Source organism: Microbacterium telephonicum, assembly GCF_003651225.1.
Lineage (GTDB): Bacteria > Actinomycetota > Actinomycetes > Actinomycetales > Microbacteriaceae > Microbacterium > Microbacterium telephonicum.
Genome location: NZ_RCDB01000001.1, coordinates 164,706 through 183,308, shown reverse-complemented (window position 1 = coordinate 183,308; position 18,603 = coordinate 164,706). Strand labels below are relative to the sequence as shown.

General features: G+C 70.4%; 19 protein-coding genes and 1 pseudogene. 10 read left to right on the top strand and 10 right to left on the bottom strand.

Annotated elements, in window-relative coordinates; translation table 11 throughout:
* Window positions 1-96: 96 nt before the first annotated feature.
* Window positions 97-288, top strand: coding sequence for a hypothetical protein (locus C7474_RS00980; RefSeq protein ID WP_121056830.1), 192 nt, complete (start codon window positions 97-99; stop codon window positions 286-288).
* Between the two features lie 550 nt (window positions 289-838).
* Here C7474_RS00980 and C7474_RS15465 read toward each other — a convergent pair.
* Window positions 839-1,111, bottom strand: a pseudogene (locus tag C7474_RS15465) (VanZ family protein); the annotation flags it as partial.
* Window positions 1,062-1,694, bottom strand: coding sequence for a hypothetical protein (locus C7474_RS00965; protein WP_121056826.1), 633 nt, complete (start codon window positions 1,692-1,694; stop codon window positions 1,062-1,064). The gene C7474_RS00965 and the pseudogene C7474_RS15465, both read right to left, overlap by 50 nt.
* A 73-nt stretch (window positions 1,695-1,767) precedes the next feature.
* Between C7474_RS00965 and C7474_RS00960 the strand changes: the two genes are divergently transcribed.
* The 5 genes from C7474_RS00960 to C7474_RS00945 all read left to right on the top strand — a co-directional run bounded on the left by C7474_RS00960 (window position 1,768) and on the right by C7474_RS00945 (window position 7,994).
* Window positions 1,768-3,567: an alkaline phosphatase family protein gene (locus tag C7474_RS00960; RefSeq protein ID WP_121056824.1), complete on the top strand. Its 1,800-nt coding sequence runs from the start codon at window positions 1,768-1,770 to the stop codon at window positions 3,565-3,567.
* A 118-nt stretch (window positions 3,568-3,685) separates the two neighbouring features.
* On the top strand, window positions 3,686-6,007 hold the full coding sequence (purL, locus tag C7474_RS00955) for a phosphoribosylformylglycinamidine synthase subunit PurL (RefSeq protein WP_121057829.1): 2,322 nt from the start codon (window positions 3,686-3,688) through the stop codon (window positions 6,005-6,007).
* The gene (locus C7474_RS15370) at window positions 6,004-6,135 is read left to right on the top strand and encodes a hypothetical protein (RefSeq protein WP_277870581.1); all 132 of its coding nucleotides are present in this window, start codon (window positions 6,004-6,006) and stop codon (window positions 6,133-6,135) included. The genes purL and C7474_RS15370 overlap by 4 nt, the downstream gene beginning before the upstream one ends.
* An 86-nt stretch (window positions 6,136-6,221) precedes the next feature.
* On the top strand, window positions 6,222-7,196 hold the full coding sequence (locus C7474_RS00950) for a hypothetical protein (protein ID WP_199692335.1): 975 nt from the start codon (window positions 6,222-6,224) through the stop codon (window positions 7,194-7,196).
* A 9-nt stretch (window positions 7,197-7,205) separates the two neighbouring features.
* Window positions 7,206-7,994: a hypothetical protein gene (locus tag C7474_RS00945; RefSeq protein WP_199692334.1), complete on the top strand. Its 789-nt coding sequence runs from the start codon at window positions 7,206-7,208 to the stop codon at window positions 7,992-7,994.
* Here the strand turns inward: C7474_RS00945 and C7474_RS15460 are convergent.
* From C7474_RS15460 to C7474_RS00925, 4 genes are all read right to left on the bottom strand, one after another.
* A complete protein-coding gene (locus tag C7474_RS15460) occupies window positions 7,944-8,348 on the bottom strand; it encodes a patatin-like phospholipase family protein (RefSeq protein WP_422385770.1) in 405 nt (134 codons plus the stop codon). The genes C7474_RS00945 and C7474_RS15460 overlap by 51 nt on opposite strands.
* 44 nt (window positions 8,349-8,392) lie before the next feature.
* On the bottom strand, window positions 8,393-9,307 hold the full coding sequence (locus tag C7474_RS00935; protein ID WP_121056822.1) for a glycine betaine ABC transporter substrate-binding protein: 915 nt from the start codon (window positions 9,305-9,307) through the stop codon (window positions 8,393-8,395).
* A 73-nt stretch (window positions 9,308-9,380) separates the two neighbouring features.
* Window positions 9,381-10,325, bottom strand: a complete 945-nt coding sequence (locus C7474_RS00930; protein WP_121056820.1) for an ABC transporter permease — start codon at window positions 10,323-10,325, stop codon at window positions 9,381-9,383.
* Window positions 10,325-11,650 carry a quaternary amine ABC transporter ATP-binding protein gene (locus tag C7474_RS00925; RefSeq protein ID WP_121056818.1) on the bottom strand — a complete coding sequence of 442 codons (1,326 nt, stop codon included), beginning with the start codon at window positions 11,648-11,650 and terminating at the stop codon, window positions 10,325-10,327. The genes C7474_RS00930 and C7474_RS00925 overlap by 1 nt, the downstream gene beginning before the upstream one ends.
* Before the next feature lie 391 nt (window positions 11,651-12,041).
* Here C7474_RS00925 and C7474_RS00920 point away from each other — a divergent pair, with 391 nt between their 5' ends.
* From C7474_RS00920 to C7474_RS00910, 3 genes are read left to right on the top strand one after another with little or no spacing between them, the layout of a single operon-like run.
* Window positions 12,042-12,455, top strand: coding sequence for a GntR family transcriptional regulator (locus C7474_RS00920; protein ID WP_121056817.1), 414 nt, complete (start codon window positions 12,042-12,044; stop codon window positions 12,453-12,455).
* A complete protein-coding gene (locus C7474_RS00915) occupies window positions 12,452-13,363 on the top strand; it encodes an ABC transporter ATP-binding protein (protein WP_121056815.1) in 912 nt (303 codons plus the stop codon). Before C7474_RS00920 ends, C7474_RS00915 begins: the two co-directional genes overlap by 4 nt.
* Window positions 13,360-14,055, top strand: a complete 696-nt coding sequence (locus C7474_RS00910) for a hypothetical protein (RefSeq protein WP_121056813.1) — start codon at window positions 13,360-13,362, stop codon at window positions 14,053-14,055. The genes C7474_RS00915 and C7474_RS00910 overlap by 4 nt, the downstream gene beginning before the upstream one ends.
* 57 nt (window positions 14,056-14,112) lie before the next feature.
* Here C7474_RS00910 and C7474_RS00905 read toward each other — a convergent pair whose 3' ends face one another.
* A complete protein-coding gene (locus C7474_RS00905; RefSeq protein ID WP_121056811.1) occupies window positions 14,113-14,403 on the bottom strand; it encodes a chorismate mutase in 291 nt (96 codons plus the stop codon).
* A gap of 48 nt (window positions 14,404-14,451) precedes the next feature.
* Here C7474_RS00905 and C7474_RS00900 point away from each other — a divergent pair, with 48 nt between their 5' ends.
* The gene (locus tag C7474_RS00900) at window positions 14,452-15,591 is read left to right on the top strand and encodes an AI-2E family transporter (protein WP_121056809.1); all 1,140 of its coding nucleotides are present in this window, start codon (window positions 14,452-14,454) and stop codon (window positions 15,589-15,591) included.
* A gap of 13 nt (window positions 15,592-15,604) precedes the next feature.
* On the opposite strand, the gene C7474_RS00895 is transcribed toward C7474_RS00900, so the two are convergent.
* The 3 genes from C7474_RS00895 to C7474_RS00885 all read right to left on the bottom strand — a co-directional run bounded on the left by C7474_RS00895 (window position 15,605) and on the right by C7474_RS00885 (window position 18,599).
* Window positions 15,605-16,642: a lactonase family protein gene (locus C7474_RS00895; RefSeq protein WP_241965037.1), complete on the bottom strand. Its 1,038-nt coding sequence runs from the start codon at window positions 16,640-16,642 to the stop codon at window positions 15,605-15,607.
* Window positions 16,643-16,655: 13 nt separating this feature from the next.
* A complete protein-coding gene (locus C7474_RS00890) occupies window positions 16,656-17,942 on the bottom strand; it encodes an adenylosuccinate synthase (protein ID WP_121056807.1) in 1,287 nt (428 codons plus the stop codon).
* Window positions 17,943-18,047: 105 nt separating this feature from the next.
* Window positions 18,048-18,599: an Lrp/AsnC family transcriptional regulator gene (locus C7474_RS00885; RefSeq protein WP_158597282.1), complete on the bottom strand. Its 552-nt coding sequence runs from the start codon at window positions 18,597-18,599 to the stop codon at window positions 18,048-18,050.
* Window positions 18,600-18,603: the final 4 nt, after the last annotated feature.

The window sequence follows — 18,603 nt, the reverse complement described above, 5'->3', positions numbered from 1 at the left end:
GTACGTTAGGATCGCGGATGCCGGGTGTCAACCCCCTGCGTCGATCCCGTGCCGCCGCGGCATGCTGGCGATGTCCGCATCACGGAGGGAGCCGCCATGGCCGACAAGGAGTACTCACCGGACGAGGAGCCGGACACGGCAGACCTCGAGGAGCCGAGCACCGAGAAAGACCCGGGCGAGGAGCCCAAGGCGGCGACCCACGACGAGCCCGAACCCCACCACGAGGAGCCCAGCCACGAGGCGATCGGCATCGGCGTGGTCGAGCACGACGGCACCGAAAACCGCTGACGTCCGAGACACCCGCAGCGTGACCGCGGGCATCTCCCGCGTTCGCCTCACTGCTCGGTCTGATCTTCTTGTTCACGGGCCGCGCGAACGACTTCTTCCGCGGCTGAGACGCCGACCCGCCCGCCCGGCGCGGGCGTCGAGTCACCGCTGCGCGGGCTGAACGACGGATGCCGTCTCGCCGGCGCTCCGGGCATCGTCCAGATGCTGTCCGCTGAGCAGACCCGGCACCGCGGTACTGCAGCCGCACGGCGGCGTCGCCGAGCGTGTACCCCGTCGACAGCGTGACCACCGCGGTGAGCAGCAGCACTCCGACGGCGACGCCGTCGGCGATCGTGAGCTCGTTGTCGATGAGTACGTCGCGCCCGGCGATCACCAACACTAGGAGGGCGACTGCCGCCGACGACACCCCGCTCAGCAGCGCCGTGCCGAGGGCGTCGACGAGCATCGCGAGGAGCCGACGTCCCCGCGTAACCGGCTGCGGCATCGCCGCCACGGCCGCATCCGCGCGCCCGAGGCGCCAGGCGCGCGGGAGGGCGAGCGAGAAGACCGAACCGAGCACGGCGCCGAGCGTGTTGGTGAGCAGATCGTCGACGTCGAAGACCCGGTACGCACAGTCGTAGAGGCCCCACACCCCGGTCACCTGGGTCGTCTCGATCAGCAGCGAGATCCCGAGTCCCACGGCCAGCGACACGAGGATGCCGCGGTGCCAGAGCAGCCGAGCACTCCCAGCACCACGCCGGCACCGATGGCGATGACGGCGTTCATCACCTGACTCACGGAATGGGCTCCGGGGCGGGTTCGTCGCCGGACGGCTCAGCGCCACGGCGCGTCAGCAGGGAGTCCAGTCCGGCGGCCGCCCACACGGCGCCGAGGCCCGCGACGATGACGATGCCCTGCGTGACCAGCGCGTAGCCGCCCGTCGAGAAGTTCGCCTCGATCATCGCGGGGCCGACGATCGGCGGGATGACGGCGACGACCACGACGAGCCAGGTCAGCGGATGCCGTCCCCGCGCGATCACCCATCCTCCGACGCCGGCGAGCAGCGCGATGAAGCCCTGGTTGAGCACGAAGTCCCACAGCGCGGCCGGCTGGGTGAGCGTGCCGTCGCCGCGCTCGAGGCCGAACGTCGCCCACAGGAAGAGCACGACACAGGAGAGGGTGACGCCGCCGAGGCGCCGCATCCCCTTCGTCGGCAGCAGCACGAGAGCGGCCACCATCGAGCCGAGCACCAGCACGAACTGCACGATGTCGACGAGCGGCGCGTCGTTGCGGATGGTGCCGGCATACGACTCCGACTGCACGATGGCCGAGAAGTCCATGGCGGTCGCGAGGTATGTCGCGAACAGCATCGCGACGATCGCGGCGCCATAGCCCGCGGAGCGGTCGAAGCGGAGCGTCGGAGCCATGGCGCGAGACTAGCCCATGCCACCGGCCCACCCGACGGCACCGCCTAGACTGCGAAAACCGTGAAGGGGGAGCATGACGCGGCATCCGGACAACCACAAGAGCGATCGCGAGTGGGCGGGCGAGAAGCCCTCCCGTCGCGACTTCCTGCGCCGCGCCGGGATCGGCGCCGCGGGGCTCGCGATCGGGGGGTCGGCCGGTGCCGCGATCACGGCGGCCGCGACCGCGCACCCGCCGGAGTATGCGCCGCTCGCCCCCCGCAACGTCCCCGGGTTCGACCATGTCGTCGTGGTCATGTTCGAGAACCGCAGCTTCGACAACGTGCTCGGGCATCTGTACGCGGCATCCGAGCGCACGAAGGAGCAGTTCGACGGGCTCGCGCAGGGCGAGTACACGAACATCGCGCCCGACGGCACTCTCGTCCCCGCGCACATCTACTCGGGCCCGACCGATTCGGTCATGCAGCAGCCGCACCCCGATCCCGGTGAGACCTATCCGCACGTGAACACGCAGCTGTTCGGCAACGTCGCCCCCGCCTCCAATGCGTACATCGAGCGCTACGGGCAACAGCATCCGTACAACGCGCCGTCGCGCGGTCAGCAGCCCGACAACCAGGGCTTCGTGCAGGACTACGTCATCAACTTCCGCCTCACCAAGAGGCGCGAGCCGTCGGCGGAGGAGATCGCCGTGGCGATGGGCGGATTCTCGCCCGAGCAGATGCCGGTGATCTCGACGCTCGCCCGCGAGTTCGCAGTCTACGACCGCTGGTTCGCGGGCGTGCCGTCGCAGACCTTCTGCAACCGCAGCTTCTTCCACGCGTCGACGTCGCACGGCTACGTCGTCAACCACACCGGCGACGACTACTACAAGTGGGTCAACGCGCCGCCGACCCCGACGATCTTCAACCGGCTCGAAGAGGCGGGCCTCACGTGGCGCGTCTACTACGACGCGACCCAGCTCGTCTCCCTCACCGGCATGCTGCACGCCTCGGTGCTCGAGCAGTACTGGAAGTCGAATTTCCGCGAGATGAGCCAGTTCTACCTGGATGCCGCGGCCGGCGACCTGCCCGAGTACGCGTTCATCGAGCCGCGGATGGTGTTCAACCACAACGACATGCACCCGCCGTGGGGAACCGTGAAGGAGGGTGAGCTCACCCTCGACGACGGCACGAAGCTGCGCATCGCCAACAGCGCGGAATCCGACGTGCGCGCCGGCGATCAGCTCGTGCAGGACGTCTACGACGCGGTGCGCACGTCGACGAACGCGACGGGCTCGAACGCCCTCAACACGGCGCTCGTGATCACCTTCGACGAGCACGGCGGCACGTTCGACCACGTCGCGCCCCCGAGCGCCGTGCCGCCCGACAGCAGCGGACCCGGCGAGATGGGGTTCACGTTCGACCGGCTCGGCCTGCGCGTGCCGGCGATCGTGGTGAGCGCCTACACGGCGGCGGGCACCGTCGTCCACGACGAGATGCACCACGGCTCGGTGATCAACACCCTGTGCCGGCTGCACGGACTGCGTCCGTTGACCGCGCGCGACCAGACGGCGAACCCCATCTTCAACGCCGTGAACCTCACCACGCCCCGCCAGCCGTACACCTGGCCGCAGCCGAAAGCGCTCTACGCACCCCCGAACCCCGAGAAGGGCGCGCAGAAGTCGGGCGACGAGAAGCACCACGCCCGCCCGCTCACGTCCCCGGCCCGCGGGCTGCTGGGGCTGCTGTCGTCGCGGTTCGACCCGGGCGCGAAGATCCCGGAGAACTACGGCGAGGCCTACGACGCCTTGGTACTCAACGGCGACGGGCTGTTCGGCACCTTCGACTTCGACGGCGATGAAGAGGACAGCATGGCCTACAAGCGCCGGGGCCGCTGACGCGTCACACCCGCGGTAAGGCACCCGTGACGCGGCAGCCGCCGCCGGGCTCGCACGCGACCGCGGATAGACTGGTGCCATCCCCCGCCCGGCATCCCGAGTCTTGGAGCCCCGCCGCGTGAGCACCCCTGTTGCAGACACCGTCGAAAACGCCGTCGCGACCCCGGAGCGGGAGCAGCCCTACGGCGCCCTCGGTCTGAAGGACGACGAGTACGCGAAGATCCGAGAGATCCTCGGCCGCCGCCCCACCTCGGGCGAGTTGGCGATGTACTCCGTGATGTGGAGCGAGCACTGCTCGTACAAGTCGTCGAAGGTCTACCTGCGCCGGTTCGGCCAGAAGGTCAGCGACGAGATGCGCGAGCGCCTCATGGTCGGCATGGGCCAGAACGCCGGCGTCGTCGACGTGGGCGAGGGGTGGGCGGTGACCTTCAAGGTCGAGTCGCACAACCACCCGAGCTACATCGAGCCGTTCCAGGGCGCCGCGACCGGCGTCGGCGGCATCGTCCGCGACATCATCTCCATGGGCGCGCGCCCCGTCGCCGTCATGGACCAGCTGCGCTTCGGCGCCATCGACCACCCCGACACCGCACGCGTCGTGCACGGCGTCGTGTCGGGCATCTCGTTCTACGGCAATTGCCTGGGCCTGCCCAACATCGGCGGCGAGACCGTCTTCGACGCGGTCTACCAGGGCAACCCGCTCGTCAACGCCCTCGCGGTCGGCGTCATGCGCCACGAGGACATCAAGCTCGCCAACGCCACCGGCGCGGGCAACAAGGTCGTGCTGTTCGGTGCGCGCACCGGCGGCGACGGCATCGGCGGCGCGTCGATCCTCGCCTCCGACACCTTCGCCGACGGCGGCCCCACCAAGCGTCCCGCCGTGCAGGTGGGCGACCCGTTCGCCGAGAAGGTGCTCATCGAGTGCTGCCTCGAGCTGTACGCGGGCGAGCTCGTCGAGGCGATCCAGGACCTGGGCGCCGCGGGCATCTCGTGCGCGACGAGCGAGCTGGCCGCCAACGGCGGCTCGGGCATGCGGGTCGACCTCGAGAACGTGCTGCTGCGCGACCCGTCGCTCACGCCCGAAGAGATCCTCATGAGCGAGAGCCAGGAGCGGATGATGGCGATCGTCGCGCCCGAGAAGCTCGACGCGTTCCTCGCCGTCGTCGGCAAGTGGGATGTCGAGACGAGCGTGCTCGGTGAGGTGACCGGCGACGGACGCTTGCAGATCTTCTGGCACGGCGAGCAGATCGTCGACGTCGACCCGTCGACGGTCGCCGTCGACGGCCCGGTGTACGAGCGCCCGGTCGCCTACCCGACGTGGATCGACGCGCTGCGCGACGACTCGGCATCCGCGCTGCCGCGCTCGTCCGACCCCGACGTGCTGCGCGACCAGTTCCTGCAGCTGCTGGGCAGCCCGAACCTCGCCGACACGGCGTGGATCACGAACCAGTACGACTACTACGTCATGGGCAACACGGCCCTGAGCTTCCCCGACGACGCCGGCATGATCCGCGTCGACGAGGAGTCGGGCCTCGGGTTCGCGATTGCGACCGACTGCAACGGCCGCTACTGCCAGCTCGACCCGTACCAGGGCGCGCAGCTCGCCCTCGCCGAGGCGTATCGCAACGTCGCCGTCACCGGCGCCGTCCCCACTGCGGTCACCGACTGCCTGAACTTCGGCAGCCCTGAGAACCCCGAGGTCATGTGGCAGTTCGGGCAGGCCGTCGACGGCCTCGCCGACGCGTGCCTCGAGCTCGGCGTCCCCGTGACGGGCGGAAACGTCAGCTTCTACAACCAGACCGGCGACACCCCGATCTTCCCGACCCCCGTCGTCGGCGTGCTCGGGATCATCGACGACGTCGCCCGCCGCATCCCGAGCGGCTGGCAGGACGCCGGCGAGAACATCTACCTGCTCGGTGTCACGTCCACCGAGCTCAGTGGCTCGGCGTGGGCGGGCACCGTGCACGGCCACCTCGGCGGCCGTCCGCCGGCCGTCGACCTCGCTGCCGAGAAGCGTCTCGCCGAGCTCATCCAGGCCGCGTCCCAGCAGGAGCTCGTCTCCAGCGCGCACGACCTGTCGGCGGGCGGACTCGGCCAGGCTCTCGCCGAGGCCAGCCTGCGCTTCGGTGTCGGTGCCCGCGTCTGGCTGAGCGAGCTCATGGAGCGCGACAGCGTCGACGCCGCGACCGCACTGTTCAGCGAGTCCACCGGCCGCGTCATCGTCTCGGTGCCGCGCGAGGAGGACGTGAAGTTCCGGGGCCTGTGCGAGGGCCGCGGCTACCCGGTGCTGCGCATCGGCGTCACCGACGCGCCCGCCGAGACTGCGGATGCCGCGCTCGAGGTGCAGGGCCTGTTCACGCTCCCGCTCGCGCAGCTGCGCGGCGTCTCGACCGAGACCCTCCCCGCGGCCTTCGGCCCGATCATCGACGAGGTGCCCGCATGAGTGACGACGACTACGCCGGCTTCGCCGACAAGCGCGCCCGCCGCACGAAGCTCGTGGCCTGGGTGGTCATCGTGTCGCTGATCCTCGTGGGCGGCGGCGCGACGGTGCTCGCGCTCATCTTCGGCTGAGGCCACGCGGTATCCGCTGCGCGGACTGCACAGTTCGCGGCCACCGCTCAGGTGACCGGCACGCGTAGCCTGGTTAGCATGGGGACATGGACCCGCTCTGGGCGTCGATCGCCGAGTTCTGGTGGGTCGCCCCGGCCGCGGCGGGGCTCGGAGCCGCCGGGCTGATCGGCGTGCACCACCGTCGCACGGCTGCGCGCCGTATCGAGGTCGACACCGCGCGCCTCGAGCTGCGCGGTGCCCAGTCGGATGCCGTGGCCGCCCGCTCCGCCGCCCGCATCGCGCGGGCCGACCTCGCCCGCGTGCAGGCCGAGCGCGCGGCGTCCCGAGCCTCGGGCGACGATGTCGCCGCGGCGCGGCGTGAGCTCACCACGGCTCAGCGGGACGCGAAGGCGGCGGCCGCATCCGTCCGTTCGAGGCGCGCACGGCTCACGGCCGCCCGCGCCGCTCTGCCCCACACGTCCGATCCCGCGCGGCTGCCGCTGGCACGCCTCATGGCCGAGCACGACGCGGTCACGGCCGCCTGGATGCAGTACGAGACCGACCCCGCCAAGCTCATCGCCTTCCCCGAGATGCCCGACGCACGCGTGCCGGTCACGGCCGTGTTCCTGTCGGCACGGGCGGCGGCGAGCCAGGCGAGGCCGCGCGACGCCAAGGCGCGCATCACACCCGCCGAGTACGCCGCCTACCGCGATGCCGTGCACCGGCTGACCCTCGCCTTCAAGGATGCGGAGGCGTCGGCGTGGCGCGAGGCGCGCGCCTCGGGGGCGGTTCCGCCGCAGCCCCAGGCCTGGGTGTCGGTGACCCAGACAGCCGTGCTGCGCTCGGGCGAGGTGCTCGCCCGCGTCGCCGAGGAGACGATCGCCGCGCTGCGCCAGCCGCGCGGCGATCGTGACCAGGACGCGAGAGGAAGCCAGGCGCGCCGCACCCCGGGAACAGCACCGACGGCCGGACCGGCGTCCGCTCCGCACGCCGACCGCATCCCGGATGCCGCACCTCCCGCATCCGGCGGGAACCCGGTGTGGCCGGTGCCGTCACGGGAGACACGGCGCCCCGACGCCTAGAGTGACACAGTGCAGGAGTTCTGGAACTTCGCCGGCAACTACTGGTGGCTGGCCTTCCCGCTCGTCGCGGCCCTCGGCGGTGTCGGCCGCGCCTGGGAGCGCGGCGCGCGCGCCCGCCACAAGCGGCGGCTCGAGATCATCCAGGCCAAGACGGCGTTGCGCGGCGCTCCGACGCCCGTCGCGACGGCATCCGAGCCCAAGGCGATCACGAAGCCCTCACCCACGCAGCCGCAGCTGGAGAAGCTGTTCGCCGAGCACGACGCGGTGACCAAGCGCTGGCTCGAGTACGAACTCGATGTCGCGAAGCTCATCGCCTACCCGACCATCAGCGACGGTCGCCAGCCGCTGACGGCTGCGTTCCTGCGCGCCAAGAAGACGGCCGACCGGCTGCGGCCGGCCTCGGCGAAGGCACAGGTGGGCAACGACGACCTCGCCGCCTACGCGTCCGCGGTCACCGACTTCGAAGTCGCTTTCGACGTCGCCGAGCGCGAGGCACGGCGCCTGCGCGACTCCGATTTCACCGACACCGAGCGCAAGCGCCTGCAGACCGCGCGGCAGCTGCTGTCGGTCGCCGTCGACGAGGGCGCGACCGCCGCCGAGCGTCAGGTGGCCTACAAGCGCGTGCGCGAGGAGCTCGACGGGCTCATCGTCGTCTCCGACGAGGCGATCACGATCCTCGAGGAGCGCGTCGCCCTCGCCCTCACGAGCCCCACGCCGGCGGCGCCCACGAGCCCGAGCCCGACGCCGTCACCCGCACCGGATGCCGGCGCCGACGGCACCGCCCCTCAGCGCTCCTGATCCTGCGCGTCGACCCAGCCGTCGATGCCCTCGAACCAGTCGAACGGCCATTCCGCCTGCGCGTCGCGGTCGGCGGTCACCCGCGCGCGTGGCCAGCAGCACGAGCACGATGACGGGTGTGAAGGCGAGCACGGCGACGCCGAGGGCGACCGTCAGCGGCGCCAACACGAGCGCGTCGACGACACCGGGGGTCGGGTCGGCGGCGACGAGGGCGCCGTTGATGGCGCCGATCGAGGTGCCGACGACGAGGTCGGGGCGGACGCCGGCATCGAGCAGGGCGCGCGGCATCCCGACTTCGACCGCTCCCCGCACTCCCCCGCCGCCGAGCACGAACGCGACCGGTGCGCCATCCATACCGCGAACCTGCACCGCCGGATGCCGGAGGCACCCGCGCGGCGTCAGTCGGCGATCAGCGTGTCGTACGCGTCGGGGTTCGCGGCGATCCAGGCGTCGACGGCGTCGGCGTACTTCCCCTCGCCGTACTCGTTGACGACCATGTCCTCGAGCGAGCCGTACTGCTCGTCGTCGAGGCGGATGCCCGCGATGAGCTCGGCGGCCTCGGGGAACTCGTCGGCGAAGCCCGAGGTGCCCAGGAAGTGCAGCGCCTCCTTCTCACCCATGGCGCCCTTCGGGTCGGCGAGGTCCTTCAGGCCGTAGGCGGCGTTGGCCCAGAACGGGCGCCACGACGTCACGACGATGTCGCGCTGTGCCGCGACGGCACTGTCGAGCTCGGTGACCATGGCGGCCGTCGACGAGGTGAGCAGCTGGTACTCGCCCTCCAGGCCGTAGGCGGGGAGCATCGACTCCTGCGTCTGCTTGGTGAGGCCCGCGCCCGGCTCGATGCCGACGATCTGGCCGCCGAAACGGTCGGCCTGACCGGCGAGGTCTTCGATCGAGTCGATGTCGACGTAGTCGGGCACCGCGATCGTGAGCTTCGCGTTGTCGTAGTAGGCGCCGAGGTCGTCGATCTGACCCTCGTACGACTCCATGTACGACGCGTGGGTCAGCTCGGGCCACGCCGACGGGTAGATGTCGATGTCGCCCTGGGCGAGGCCCGCGTACAGGGGTCCGGCCTCGGTGAGCTCCTCCATCTCGACGCTGTAGCCGAGCTTCGTGAGCTGGTCCTCGAGCAGGTAGGCGGTGCTGAGGCCGTCGGTCCAGCCGGGCAGGTAACCGAGGGTGATGGTGCCCTTGCTGTCGGCACCGCCCTCGTCCGAGCCGCCCTGGGCCTGGTTGCCGCTCGCGCAGCCGGCGAGCGCCAGGGAGGCCGCGGCGCCGAGCGCCAGGATGCCGGTGAGGTGTCGCTTGTTCATGTGAGTGCCTTTCGTATTCTTCGGTGCGTTCCGTATGGGTGCGAAGGATGCCGGGGTCCGGCATCCGAGGGGGTCAGACGGTCGGCTGCAGCCGGCGCTCGGTCTCCTCCGCGGCCGCGTCGACCGGCCGGGGCGCCGACGCGGCGAGGGCGCGGCGACGGGCGAGCAGGTTCAGCAGCGACGAGGACTGGCCGCGCAGGTCGCCGAGCGCGGCGGTGAGGCGGTCGAGGTAGACGGCGAGGAAGACGACCGCGAGGCCCGCTTCGGCGCCCTTCGCGATGTTCACCGTCGACATGGCCTGCACGACCTCCTTGCCCAGGCCGTCGGCGCCGGCCATGCCGGCGATGACCGCCATCGACAGGGCGAGCATGATGACCTGGTTGACGCCGGTCATGATCGTCGGCATCGCGAGCGGCAGCTGCACGCCGCGCAGGATCTGGCCGGGGGTCGCGCCGAACGCGTGACCCGCCTCGACGGTCTCGGCGTCGACGTTGCGGATGCCGAGCTCGGTGAGGCGCACGCCGGGCGGCAGCGCGAAGATGACGGTGGCGACGAGGCCGGGGACGACGCCGATCGAGAAGAACACGATCGCGGGGATGAGGTAGACCAGGCCCGGCATCGTCTGCATGAGGTCGAGCACGGGCTTGACGATCGCGCTCACACGGTCGCTGCGCGCGGCCCAGATGCCCACCGGCACCGCGATGAGGATCGCGATGATCGTCGCCACGAGCACGAGGGCGAGGGTCTGCATCGCCGTCACCCACTGGCCCATCGCGAGGATGAGGGCGAAGGAGACGACCGTGCCGATCGCGAACTTCCACGACCGCACGACCCAGCCCAGCAGCGCGGCCACCACGATGACGCCGACGATGGGGGTGTTCAGCAGCGCATCGGTGAGCGAGTCGACGAGCCACGACAGGATCGTCGAGATCGCGGTGAGCAGCCCGTGCAGGTTGTCACGGATCCAGTCCACCGCGGTGGCGGCCCACTGGCCGACGGGGATGCGGAAGCCGTCCATCAGCGCACCCCCTCCGTCTCGGTCGCCGTGGCGCCGACGGCGGCTCCGGCGAGCACTTCGTCGATGACGGTCACCGGCACGGGATCGGGCAGCACCGCGATCTCCGAGGTGTCGGTGGTCGACGGGCCGAGGGCGGTCAGCAGCGTGATGCGCGGGATGACACCCACGAGGCGCTGGTCGGAGTCGACGACCGCGAGCGGCAGCGGCGACTCGGCCGCCGGTACGAACAGGTCGATGAGCACGTCGTCGACCCCGACGGATGCCGGGGCGGGGCGCACCGCATCCGCGATGGTCGTGGCGCCGCGACGCACCAGCTTGAGGGCGTCGCGGTCGGTGACGATCCCGCGCAGGCGGCGGTCGCGCGAGACGACGTAGATCGCCGCCATGCGGGCGTCGCGCATCTGGCGCAGCGCGGTGCGGGGTCCCGCCGAATCGGCGACGGCGACCGGGGTCGCCCGCTCCATGACGTTGCCGGCCGTGAGCACGCGTGCCCGGTCGACGTCCTGCACGAACTGCTCGACGTAGTCGTTCGCGGGGTCGGTGAGGATGTCCTCGGGCGTGCCGATCTGCACGATGCGGCCGTCGCGCATGACGGCGATGCGGTCGCCCAGGAACATCGCCTCGTTGAGGTCATGGGTGATGAACACGATGGTCTTGCGCAGCTTCTGCTGCAGCTCGAGCAGCTGCTCCTGCATCTCGCGGCGGATGAGCGGGTCGAGCGCGCTGAAGGCCTCGTCCATCAGCAGGATGTCGGTGTCGGCGGCGAGCGCGCGGGCGATGCCGACGCGCTGCTGCATGCCCCCCGACAGCGCGGAGGGCAGCTTGTCGCCCCAGCCGTCGAGGCCCACGAGGCTCAGGATCTCGTCGGCCTTCGCGCGCCGCTCGGCCTTGCCGACGCCGCGCAGCTCGAGCGGGTAGGCGACGTTGTCGGCCACGGTGCGGTGCGGCAGCAGCGCGAAGTGCTGGAACACCATCGCGATCCGCTCGCGCCGGATGCCGCGCAGCCGTGCGGCGGGGATGCCGGTGATGGGCGATCCCTGCACGCGGATGGTGCCGCCCGTCGCATCGTGCAGGCCGTTGAGCATGCGGATGAGGGTGGACTTGCCCGAGCCGGACAGGCCCATGATGACGAAGATCTCACCCGGCTCCACCGAGAAGCTCGCGTCGATGACGGCGGCCGTCGCGTCGGTCAGGTCTTCTCTGCGCGTACCGGCGCGCAGCTTCCCGACGGCGGCCTTCGGGTTGCGGCCGAACACCTTGAACAGATGCTCGGCCTCGAGGGCGGGGGTGGCGGACGGCGCCGCCTGGACAGAGGGAACGGTCACAGGACACCTCGGCAGCCCGGTGCAAAAGGGGCTGCATCGGTCACGCCCGGGTGGTGGGCCACGCGCGCTCTCGGGAAGCGCTCCGGCCGCGGATGTCGGATCCGGGCCAAGGCCACCGACCTTACGCCCGGCGGTCTGACTCGCTGAACCCCAGAGGGTCACCACCGGTCGCGGACTGGTCTGATCGGACCTGCCGCGTGCTCGCAACAGGCCTCGTCCACCGTTTCATCCACGCGAATGTAGGGCAAATTCGCATCTCGCGGTCGTTGCGGCTATCACGCGGGCGCGCGTCGGGACCGGGCGGATCCCGCATCCGAAAGGTGTTGACACCGCGCGCGGTTCTATGGTTACTTAGTCAGGTAACTAACCCACTGACCACGAGGAGCCGGCGTTGATCGATGAAGGCAGAGCGCTCTTCCTGCAGATCGCGGAGAGCGTCGAGGACTCGATCGTCGACGGGAGCCTGGCCGAAGACAGCCGTGCCCCCTCGACGAACGAACTCGCGTCCTTCTATCGGATCAACCCCGCCACCGCCGCGAAAGGAGTGAACATGCTCGTCGAGAAGGGCGTTCTCGCCAAGCGTCGCGGCATCGGGATGTTCGTCGCCCCCGGTGCCCGCGCCCAGCTGCTCGCCGAGCGCCGCTCCGCGTTCGCCGACCGCTTCATCGGACCGCTGCTGGCCGAAGCCCGCACCCTCGGCCTCACGGCCGACGAACTCGCCGACCTGGTCCGCGATCGGGCCGCTACGGACGGCAGCACCGCAACCACCACTACCTCCACCACCTCGGAAGGAACCGCACGATGACCGCCATCTCGGTGAGCCATCTCACCAAGCGCTACAAGGACACCCTCGCCCTCGACGACGTCTCGCTCTCGCTCGACGAGAACGTGATCTACGGCCTGCTCGGTCGCAACGGCGCCGGCAAGACCACCCTCATGTCGATCCTCACGGCGCAGAACTTCGCCACCCGCGGCGAGGTGCGCGTCTTCGGAAAGGACCCGTACGAGAACGCCGGCGTGCTCTCGCGCATCTGCTTCGTGCGGGAGTCGCAGAAGTACCCCGAAGACGCGCTGCCCACGCACGCGTTCGAGATGGCGCGCCTGTTCTTCCCCAACTGGAGCCAGGAGCTCGCCGACGACCTCGTCGCCGCGTTCCAGCTTCCGCTGAAGACGCGCATCAAGAAGCTCTCCCGCGGTCAGCTCTCCGCCGTCGGCGTGATCATCGGACTCGCCTCGCGCGCCGAGATCACCTTCTTCGACGAGCCGTACCTGGGTCTCGACGCCGTCGCGCGGCAGATCTTCTACGACCGGCTGCTCGAGGATTACGCCGAGCACCCCCGCACCGTGATCCTCTCCAGCCACCTGATCGACGAGGTCTCGAACCTCATCGAGCGGGTCGTGGTCATCGACCGCGGCCGCATCCTGCTGAACGAAGAGACGGATGCCGTGCGCGGTCGTGCGGCGACGATCGTCGGCGACGCGGCCACTGTCGACGCCTTCGTCGCCGGACGCGAGGTGCTGCACCGCGAGAGCCTCGGCCGGGTCACGGGTGTCACCGTGCTCGGCGAGCTCACCGCCGCCGACCGCGCGCGACTCGACGCCGACGGCCTCGAGATCGCCCCCGTGTCGCTGCAGCAGCTGGTCGTGCGCCTCACGCAGCACGCCTCGGCATCCGCCGATACCGACTCCGCCACGGAAGGAGCACTCCGATGAGCCGCACGCTCAACGTCGTCCGCATGCAGCTGGTCAACCGGCAGACCTTCATCTGGGTGCCGCTGATCGTGCTCGGAGGCGCTTTCGTCGTCACGTGGGGCATCTGGGCGGTGCTGTTCGCCAACGGTGTGCGCGGGGAGATGTACGGCGGAGGTGCGCAGGCGCCGCTGTGGTACTTCGCGGTCGTCGGCGTGCAGGCGCTGACGCTCACGTTCCCGTTCTCGCAGGCCATGAGCGTCACCCGGCGGGAGTTCTACCTCGGCACGCTGCTGACGGCGGCCCTCACCTCGGCGATCCTCGCGGTGATCTTCGTCGTCGGCGGCGCGATCGAGACGGCGACGGGCGGCTGGGGCGTCGGCGGCTACTTCTTCGCCCTGCAGTGGCTGTGGGATCTCGGTCCGCTCATGGCCGGCGTGTTCTTCTTCGTGCTGGCGATGTTCGCCTTCGTCGTCGGGTTCTGGGCCGCCACGATCTACAAGCGCTTCGGCAACCTGTGGCTGACCGTCGTGCTCGTCGGTCTCGCGATCCTGATGCTGTTCGCCGTCTGGCTCATCAGCGTCACGTCGTCGTGGGTGCAGGTGTTCTCGTTCATCGCCGACGCCGGCGTGGGCGGGCTCACCGGGGCACTCGCACTCGTGACCGTCGCGATGGCGCTGATCAGCTTCCCGATCCTGCGCCGCGCCACCCCCTGACCGGTTCCGGCATCGAGAACGCCCCCGTCGCTCACGGACGGGGGCGTTCTGCGCGTCTCAGCGTCCGTCGGCGGCGGCCTCGTGGTGGCGGATCACCTCGGCGACGACGAAGCTGAACCACTTCTGCGCGAACTCGGGGTCGAGGTCGGCATCGACGGCCAGCTGACGCAGGCGAGCGATCTGGCGCTCTTCGCGGGACGGGTCGGATGCCGGCATCCCGTGCTCCGCCTTGAGCACACCGACCTGCTTCGTGCAGCGGAACCGCTCGGCGAGCATGAAGATGAGGGCGGCGTCGATGTTGTCGATGCTGGCGCGCAGGGACAGCAGCTGGGCGTGGGCATCCGTCATGCCCCGAGACTACCGGCCGGCGGTGGGGGCTCCCCCTAGAGTGTGACCATGAGAAGCCGACGCCGCGAACGCGAGGCCGCCCTGCCCGTCGCGGAGCCGATCGGAGCGCCGGGGTCGCCGGCATCCGTGCCCGTCCGCACGATCGCCGCGAACCTCAACCGCCCGTTCGTCGTCGGGTTCTTCCTCGTCTTCGGCGGGCTCGCCGCCTTCGCGCTCGGCATGGCGATCTCGAGCCTCGTCACGATCTGGATCTACATCGCCTTCGCGCTGTTCGCCGCGCTGGGACTCGACCCGATCGTCCGCCGGCTCGAGAAGCACACCTCGCGGGCGTGGGCGATCGTCATCGTCTACTTCGTCTTCGCGCTCGTGCTCGTCGGCGTCGTGTGGCTCATCCTGCCGACGGTCGTCTCGCAGATCGCGCAGTTCATCCGCGACATCCCCTCGATGATCGCCTCGATCCAGCAGACCGAGCTCTACGGCTGGGTGCACGACCAGTTCGGCGCGCAGGTGCCCGACATGCTGGCCGACCTGCAGCGCTTCCTCACCAACCCCGCCAACATCGCCGCGATCGGCGGCGGCGTGCTGCAGGTGGGTCTGTCGATCGGCAGCGGGATCTCGGGCCTGATCATCATCATCGTGCTGAGCCTGTACTTCCTGGCGACCCTGCCCGAGATGAAGCAGGCGCTGTACCGCCTCGTGCCCGCGCGCACACGGCCCCTCACCTCGGAGCTGACCGAGCAGATCACCGAGTCGGTCGGCGGCTACCTCGGCGGCATGGTGACGCTGGCGTTCTTCAACTCGCTCATGACCTTCCTGCTGTACAGCGTGCTGGGGCTGCCGTTCCCGGCGCTGCTGGCCGTGGTCGCCTTCTGCATCACGATCATCCCGCTCGTCGGAACCGTGCTGTTCTGGGGCATCGGATCTGTCGTCGCCCTGATCAGCAATCCGGTGGGTGCGCTGATCTTCGCGATCGCCTATCTGGTCTACATGCAGATCGAGGCATACATCCTGACACCGCGGGTCATGAACAAGGCCATCGCCGTGCCCGGGTCGCTCGTGGTCATCGGCGCCCTCGTCGGCGGCACCCTCATGGGCCTGCTCGGCGCGCTCGTCGCGATCCCCGTCACGGCGTCGATCCTGCTCATCATCAAGAAGGTCTGGATCCCCAAGCAGGACGCCGCCCTCTGACCGGGGCGGCAGGTCAGAGCGGGAGCAGGTGCGTGGGGGTCGGGACCTCGACGCGGTGGCGCACCCGCCCGGGAGCGCCGGTGCGCTCATCGAGGGTGAGCGAAGCCACCGATCCCGAGCGCTGACCGGCGACGAGCACGGTGTCGTAGGTCACGAGCTGGTGGCGCGGCCAGTCGACGCCGGATTCGACCATGGCGACGGGGTACAGCTCGGCGCCGGTGCCGCCCACGCGCAGGCTCGCGAGCGTGTTGCTCCCCCGCACCCCGACGACGACGAACCGGGCGTCGCGTGAAAGGCAGATCTCTCCCGGGTAGTCCACGCCGACGAGCGTGCCGGGGGACACCGGCGTCCCCGCCACGAGACTCCAGGCGCCGAAGCGGTCGGGCGCGAGCACGAAGACCTCGTTCGAGTACTCGGTGACGACGTACAGATGCCCCGACGGATGCCACACCGTGTGGCGTGGGCCCGACCCGAACGGCAGTGCGACCACACCTCGCTGCCGCATTCCACCGCGCGAGGTGTCCCAGATGCGCACCTGATCGTGCCCGAGGTCCGAGCTCACGAGCACGCCGCCCGGCACGAAACGCGCCTGGTGGGCATGGGGCGCACGTTCCGGCTCGCGACCGGCGTACGGATCGGTCGACGCCTCGCCGGCGGTGACGGCGCCGAGCCGCCCCTCGGCATCGAGCGCCACCCGCATGACACGTCCGTCGCCGTAGCACGAGGCGATGAGGAAGCCGCCGTCGGGCGCGGCCACGACGTGGCAGATGCCCGCGCCCACCTCGACGGCGGCGCCGACCGGTTCGAACGCCTCCTCGCCGACCCGGCGGAAGGCCCGCACGGCCCCGGCGCCTTCGAGGGCCGCGTAGACGATCGGGAGCGAGGGATGCCACGCCAGCCACGACGGTGACGCGGCCGCGAACGCCGTGCCGCCGAATCCGAGCGCGCCGCCCGAGAGCGTCTCGTCGGCCGCGCCCGCGCGCAGCAGGCCCGCGCCGGTCGCGTCACCGTCCATGTCGGCGCCGTAGCCGCCGATCAGGAGCCGAGCCACACCGCGGCCGAGGTCAGTCGACGAGGTCGTGGCGCACGATGACGGCGTCGCGGGCCGCGCCCACGCCGATCACCGAGATGCGCGTGCCGCTGATCTTCTCGAGCGCGAGCACGTAGTCCTGCGCGGCCTGGGGCAGCTCGTCGAAGGAGCGTGCGGTCGAGATGTCCTCCGACCAGCCCGGGAAGTACTCGAGGATCGGCGTCGCGTGGTGGAAGTCGCTCTGATTCACGGGCACCTCGTCGAAGCGCTCACCGTCGACGTCGTAGGCGACGCACACCGGGATCTGCTCGAGGCCCGTGAGGATGTCGAGCTTCGTCAGCACGAGGTCGGTGATGCCGTTGACGCGCGTCGCGTAGCGGGTCACGGGCGCGTCGTACCAGCCGACACGACGGGGGCGACCCGTCGTCGTGCCGAACTCGAAGCCGCGGGAGCGCAGCCACTCGCCCTGCTCGTCGAACAGCTCGGTCGGGAACGGGCCGGAGCCGACGCGGGTCGTGTACGCCTTGACGATGCCGACGATGCGGTCGAGGCGGTTGGGTCCGACGCCCGAACCCGTCGAGGCGCCACCGGCGGTCGCCGACGACGAGGTCACGAAGGGGTAGGTGCCGTGGTCGACGTCGAGCATCGTGGCCTGGCCGCCCTCGAAGACGACGACGTCGCCGGCATCCAGGGCCTCGTTGAGCAGCAGACCGGTGTCGGCGACCATCGGACGCAGCCGCTCGGTGTAGGCGAGCAGGTCGTCGACGATCTCGTCGGCCGTGATCGCGCGGCGGTTGAACACCTTCACGAGCAGGTGGTTCTTCTGGTCGAGGGCGCCCTCGACCTTCTGCCGCAGGATGTTCTCGTCGAACAGGTCCTGGATGCGGATGCCGACGCGGTTGATCTTGTCGGCGTAGGTGGGGCCGATGCCGCGCCCGGTGGTGCCGATCATCCGCTTGCCGAGGAAGCGCTCGCTGACCTTGTCGAGCGTGCGGTGGTACTGCGTGATGACGTGGGCGTTCGCGCTGACGCGCAGGCGCGACGTGTCGACGCCGCGGGCGGCGAGCGCCTCGAGCTCGTAGAAGAGCACCTCGAGGTCGATGACGACGCCGTTGCCGATCACCGCGTTCACCCCGGGCGACAGGATGCCGCTGGGCAGCAGGTGCAGCGCGTACTTCTCGTCGCCGATCACCACCGTGTGGCCGGCGTTGTTGCCGCCGTTGAACTTGACGACCCAGTCGGTGCGCTCACCCAGGAGATCGGTGGCTTTGCCCTTGCCCTCGTCTCCCCACTGCACTCCGACGATCACGATGCCTGGCATGGGCTACTCCCCCGTTATCGGACGGTTACACCCCATCCTATCGAGCGGACGCCCGCCACACCGTTCGACGACGCCTGCAGCGGGAGGCCGCCGTGTGCGTGCGGGTCACTCGATCGGATCGCGCAGTTCGTCGAAGCCCTCCGTGGCGGTGGGGCGGTCCTCGCTGCGCAGCCAGTCGAAGACGATCTGGGTCTCGGTCGACGCGACGGCGGGGTCCATGCTCAGTCGTGAGGCGACGAAGTCGCGCAGCTGCTCGGGAGAGCGCGTGACGACGTGGATGAGGAAGTCGGTCTGGCCGCCGAGGAAGAAGATGTTGAGCACGTTCGGCAGGCGGATGACGCGCTCGGCATACGTGCGGATGGCGGGGCGTGCCTGGGCGCGCAGGCGCACGGCGACGATCGCCTGCAGCGGGAGCCCCAGCGCACCGTAGTCGACCGTCGCGTGCGCCGTGCCGAGGATGCCGGCCTCGCGCAGCGCCTTCATCCGGGCGAGGGTCGTCGAGGGCGACACGCGCAGGCGGTCGGCCAGCGCCTGGTTGGTGAGGTCGGCGTCGCGGTTGAGCTCCCAGAGGATGCGTTCATCGAGGTCGTCGATGCGTCGCGTGCGGCCGGCTCCACGATCCTTCGGGGTGGGGTCGGATGGCGAGCCCTGTGTCATAGAT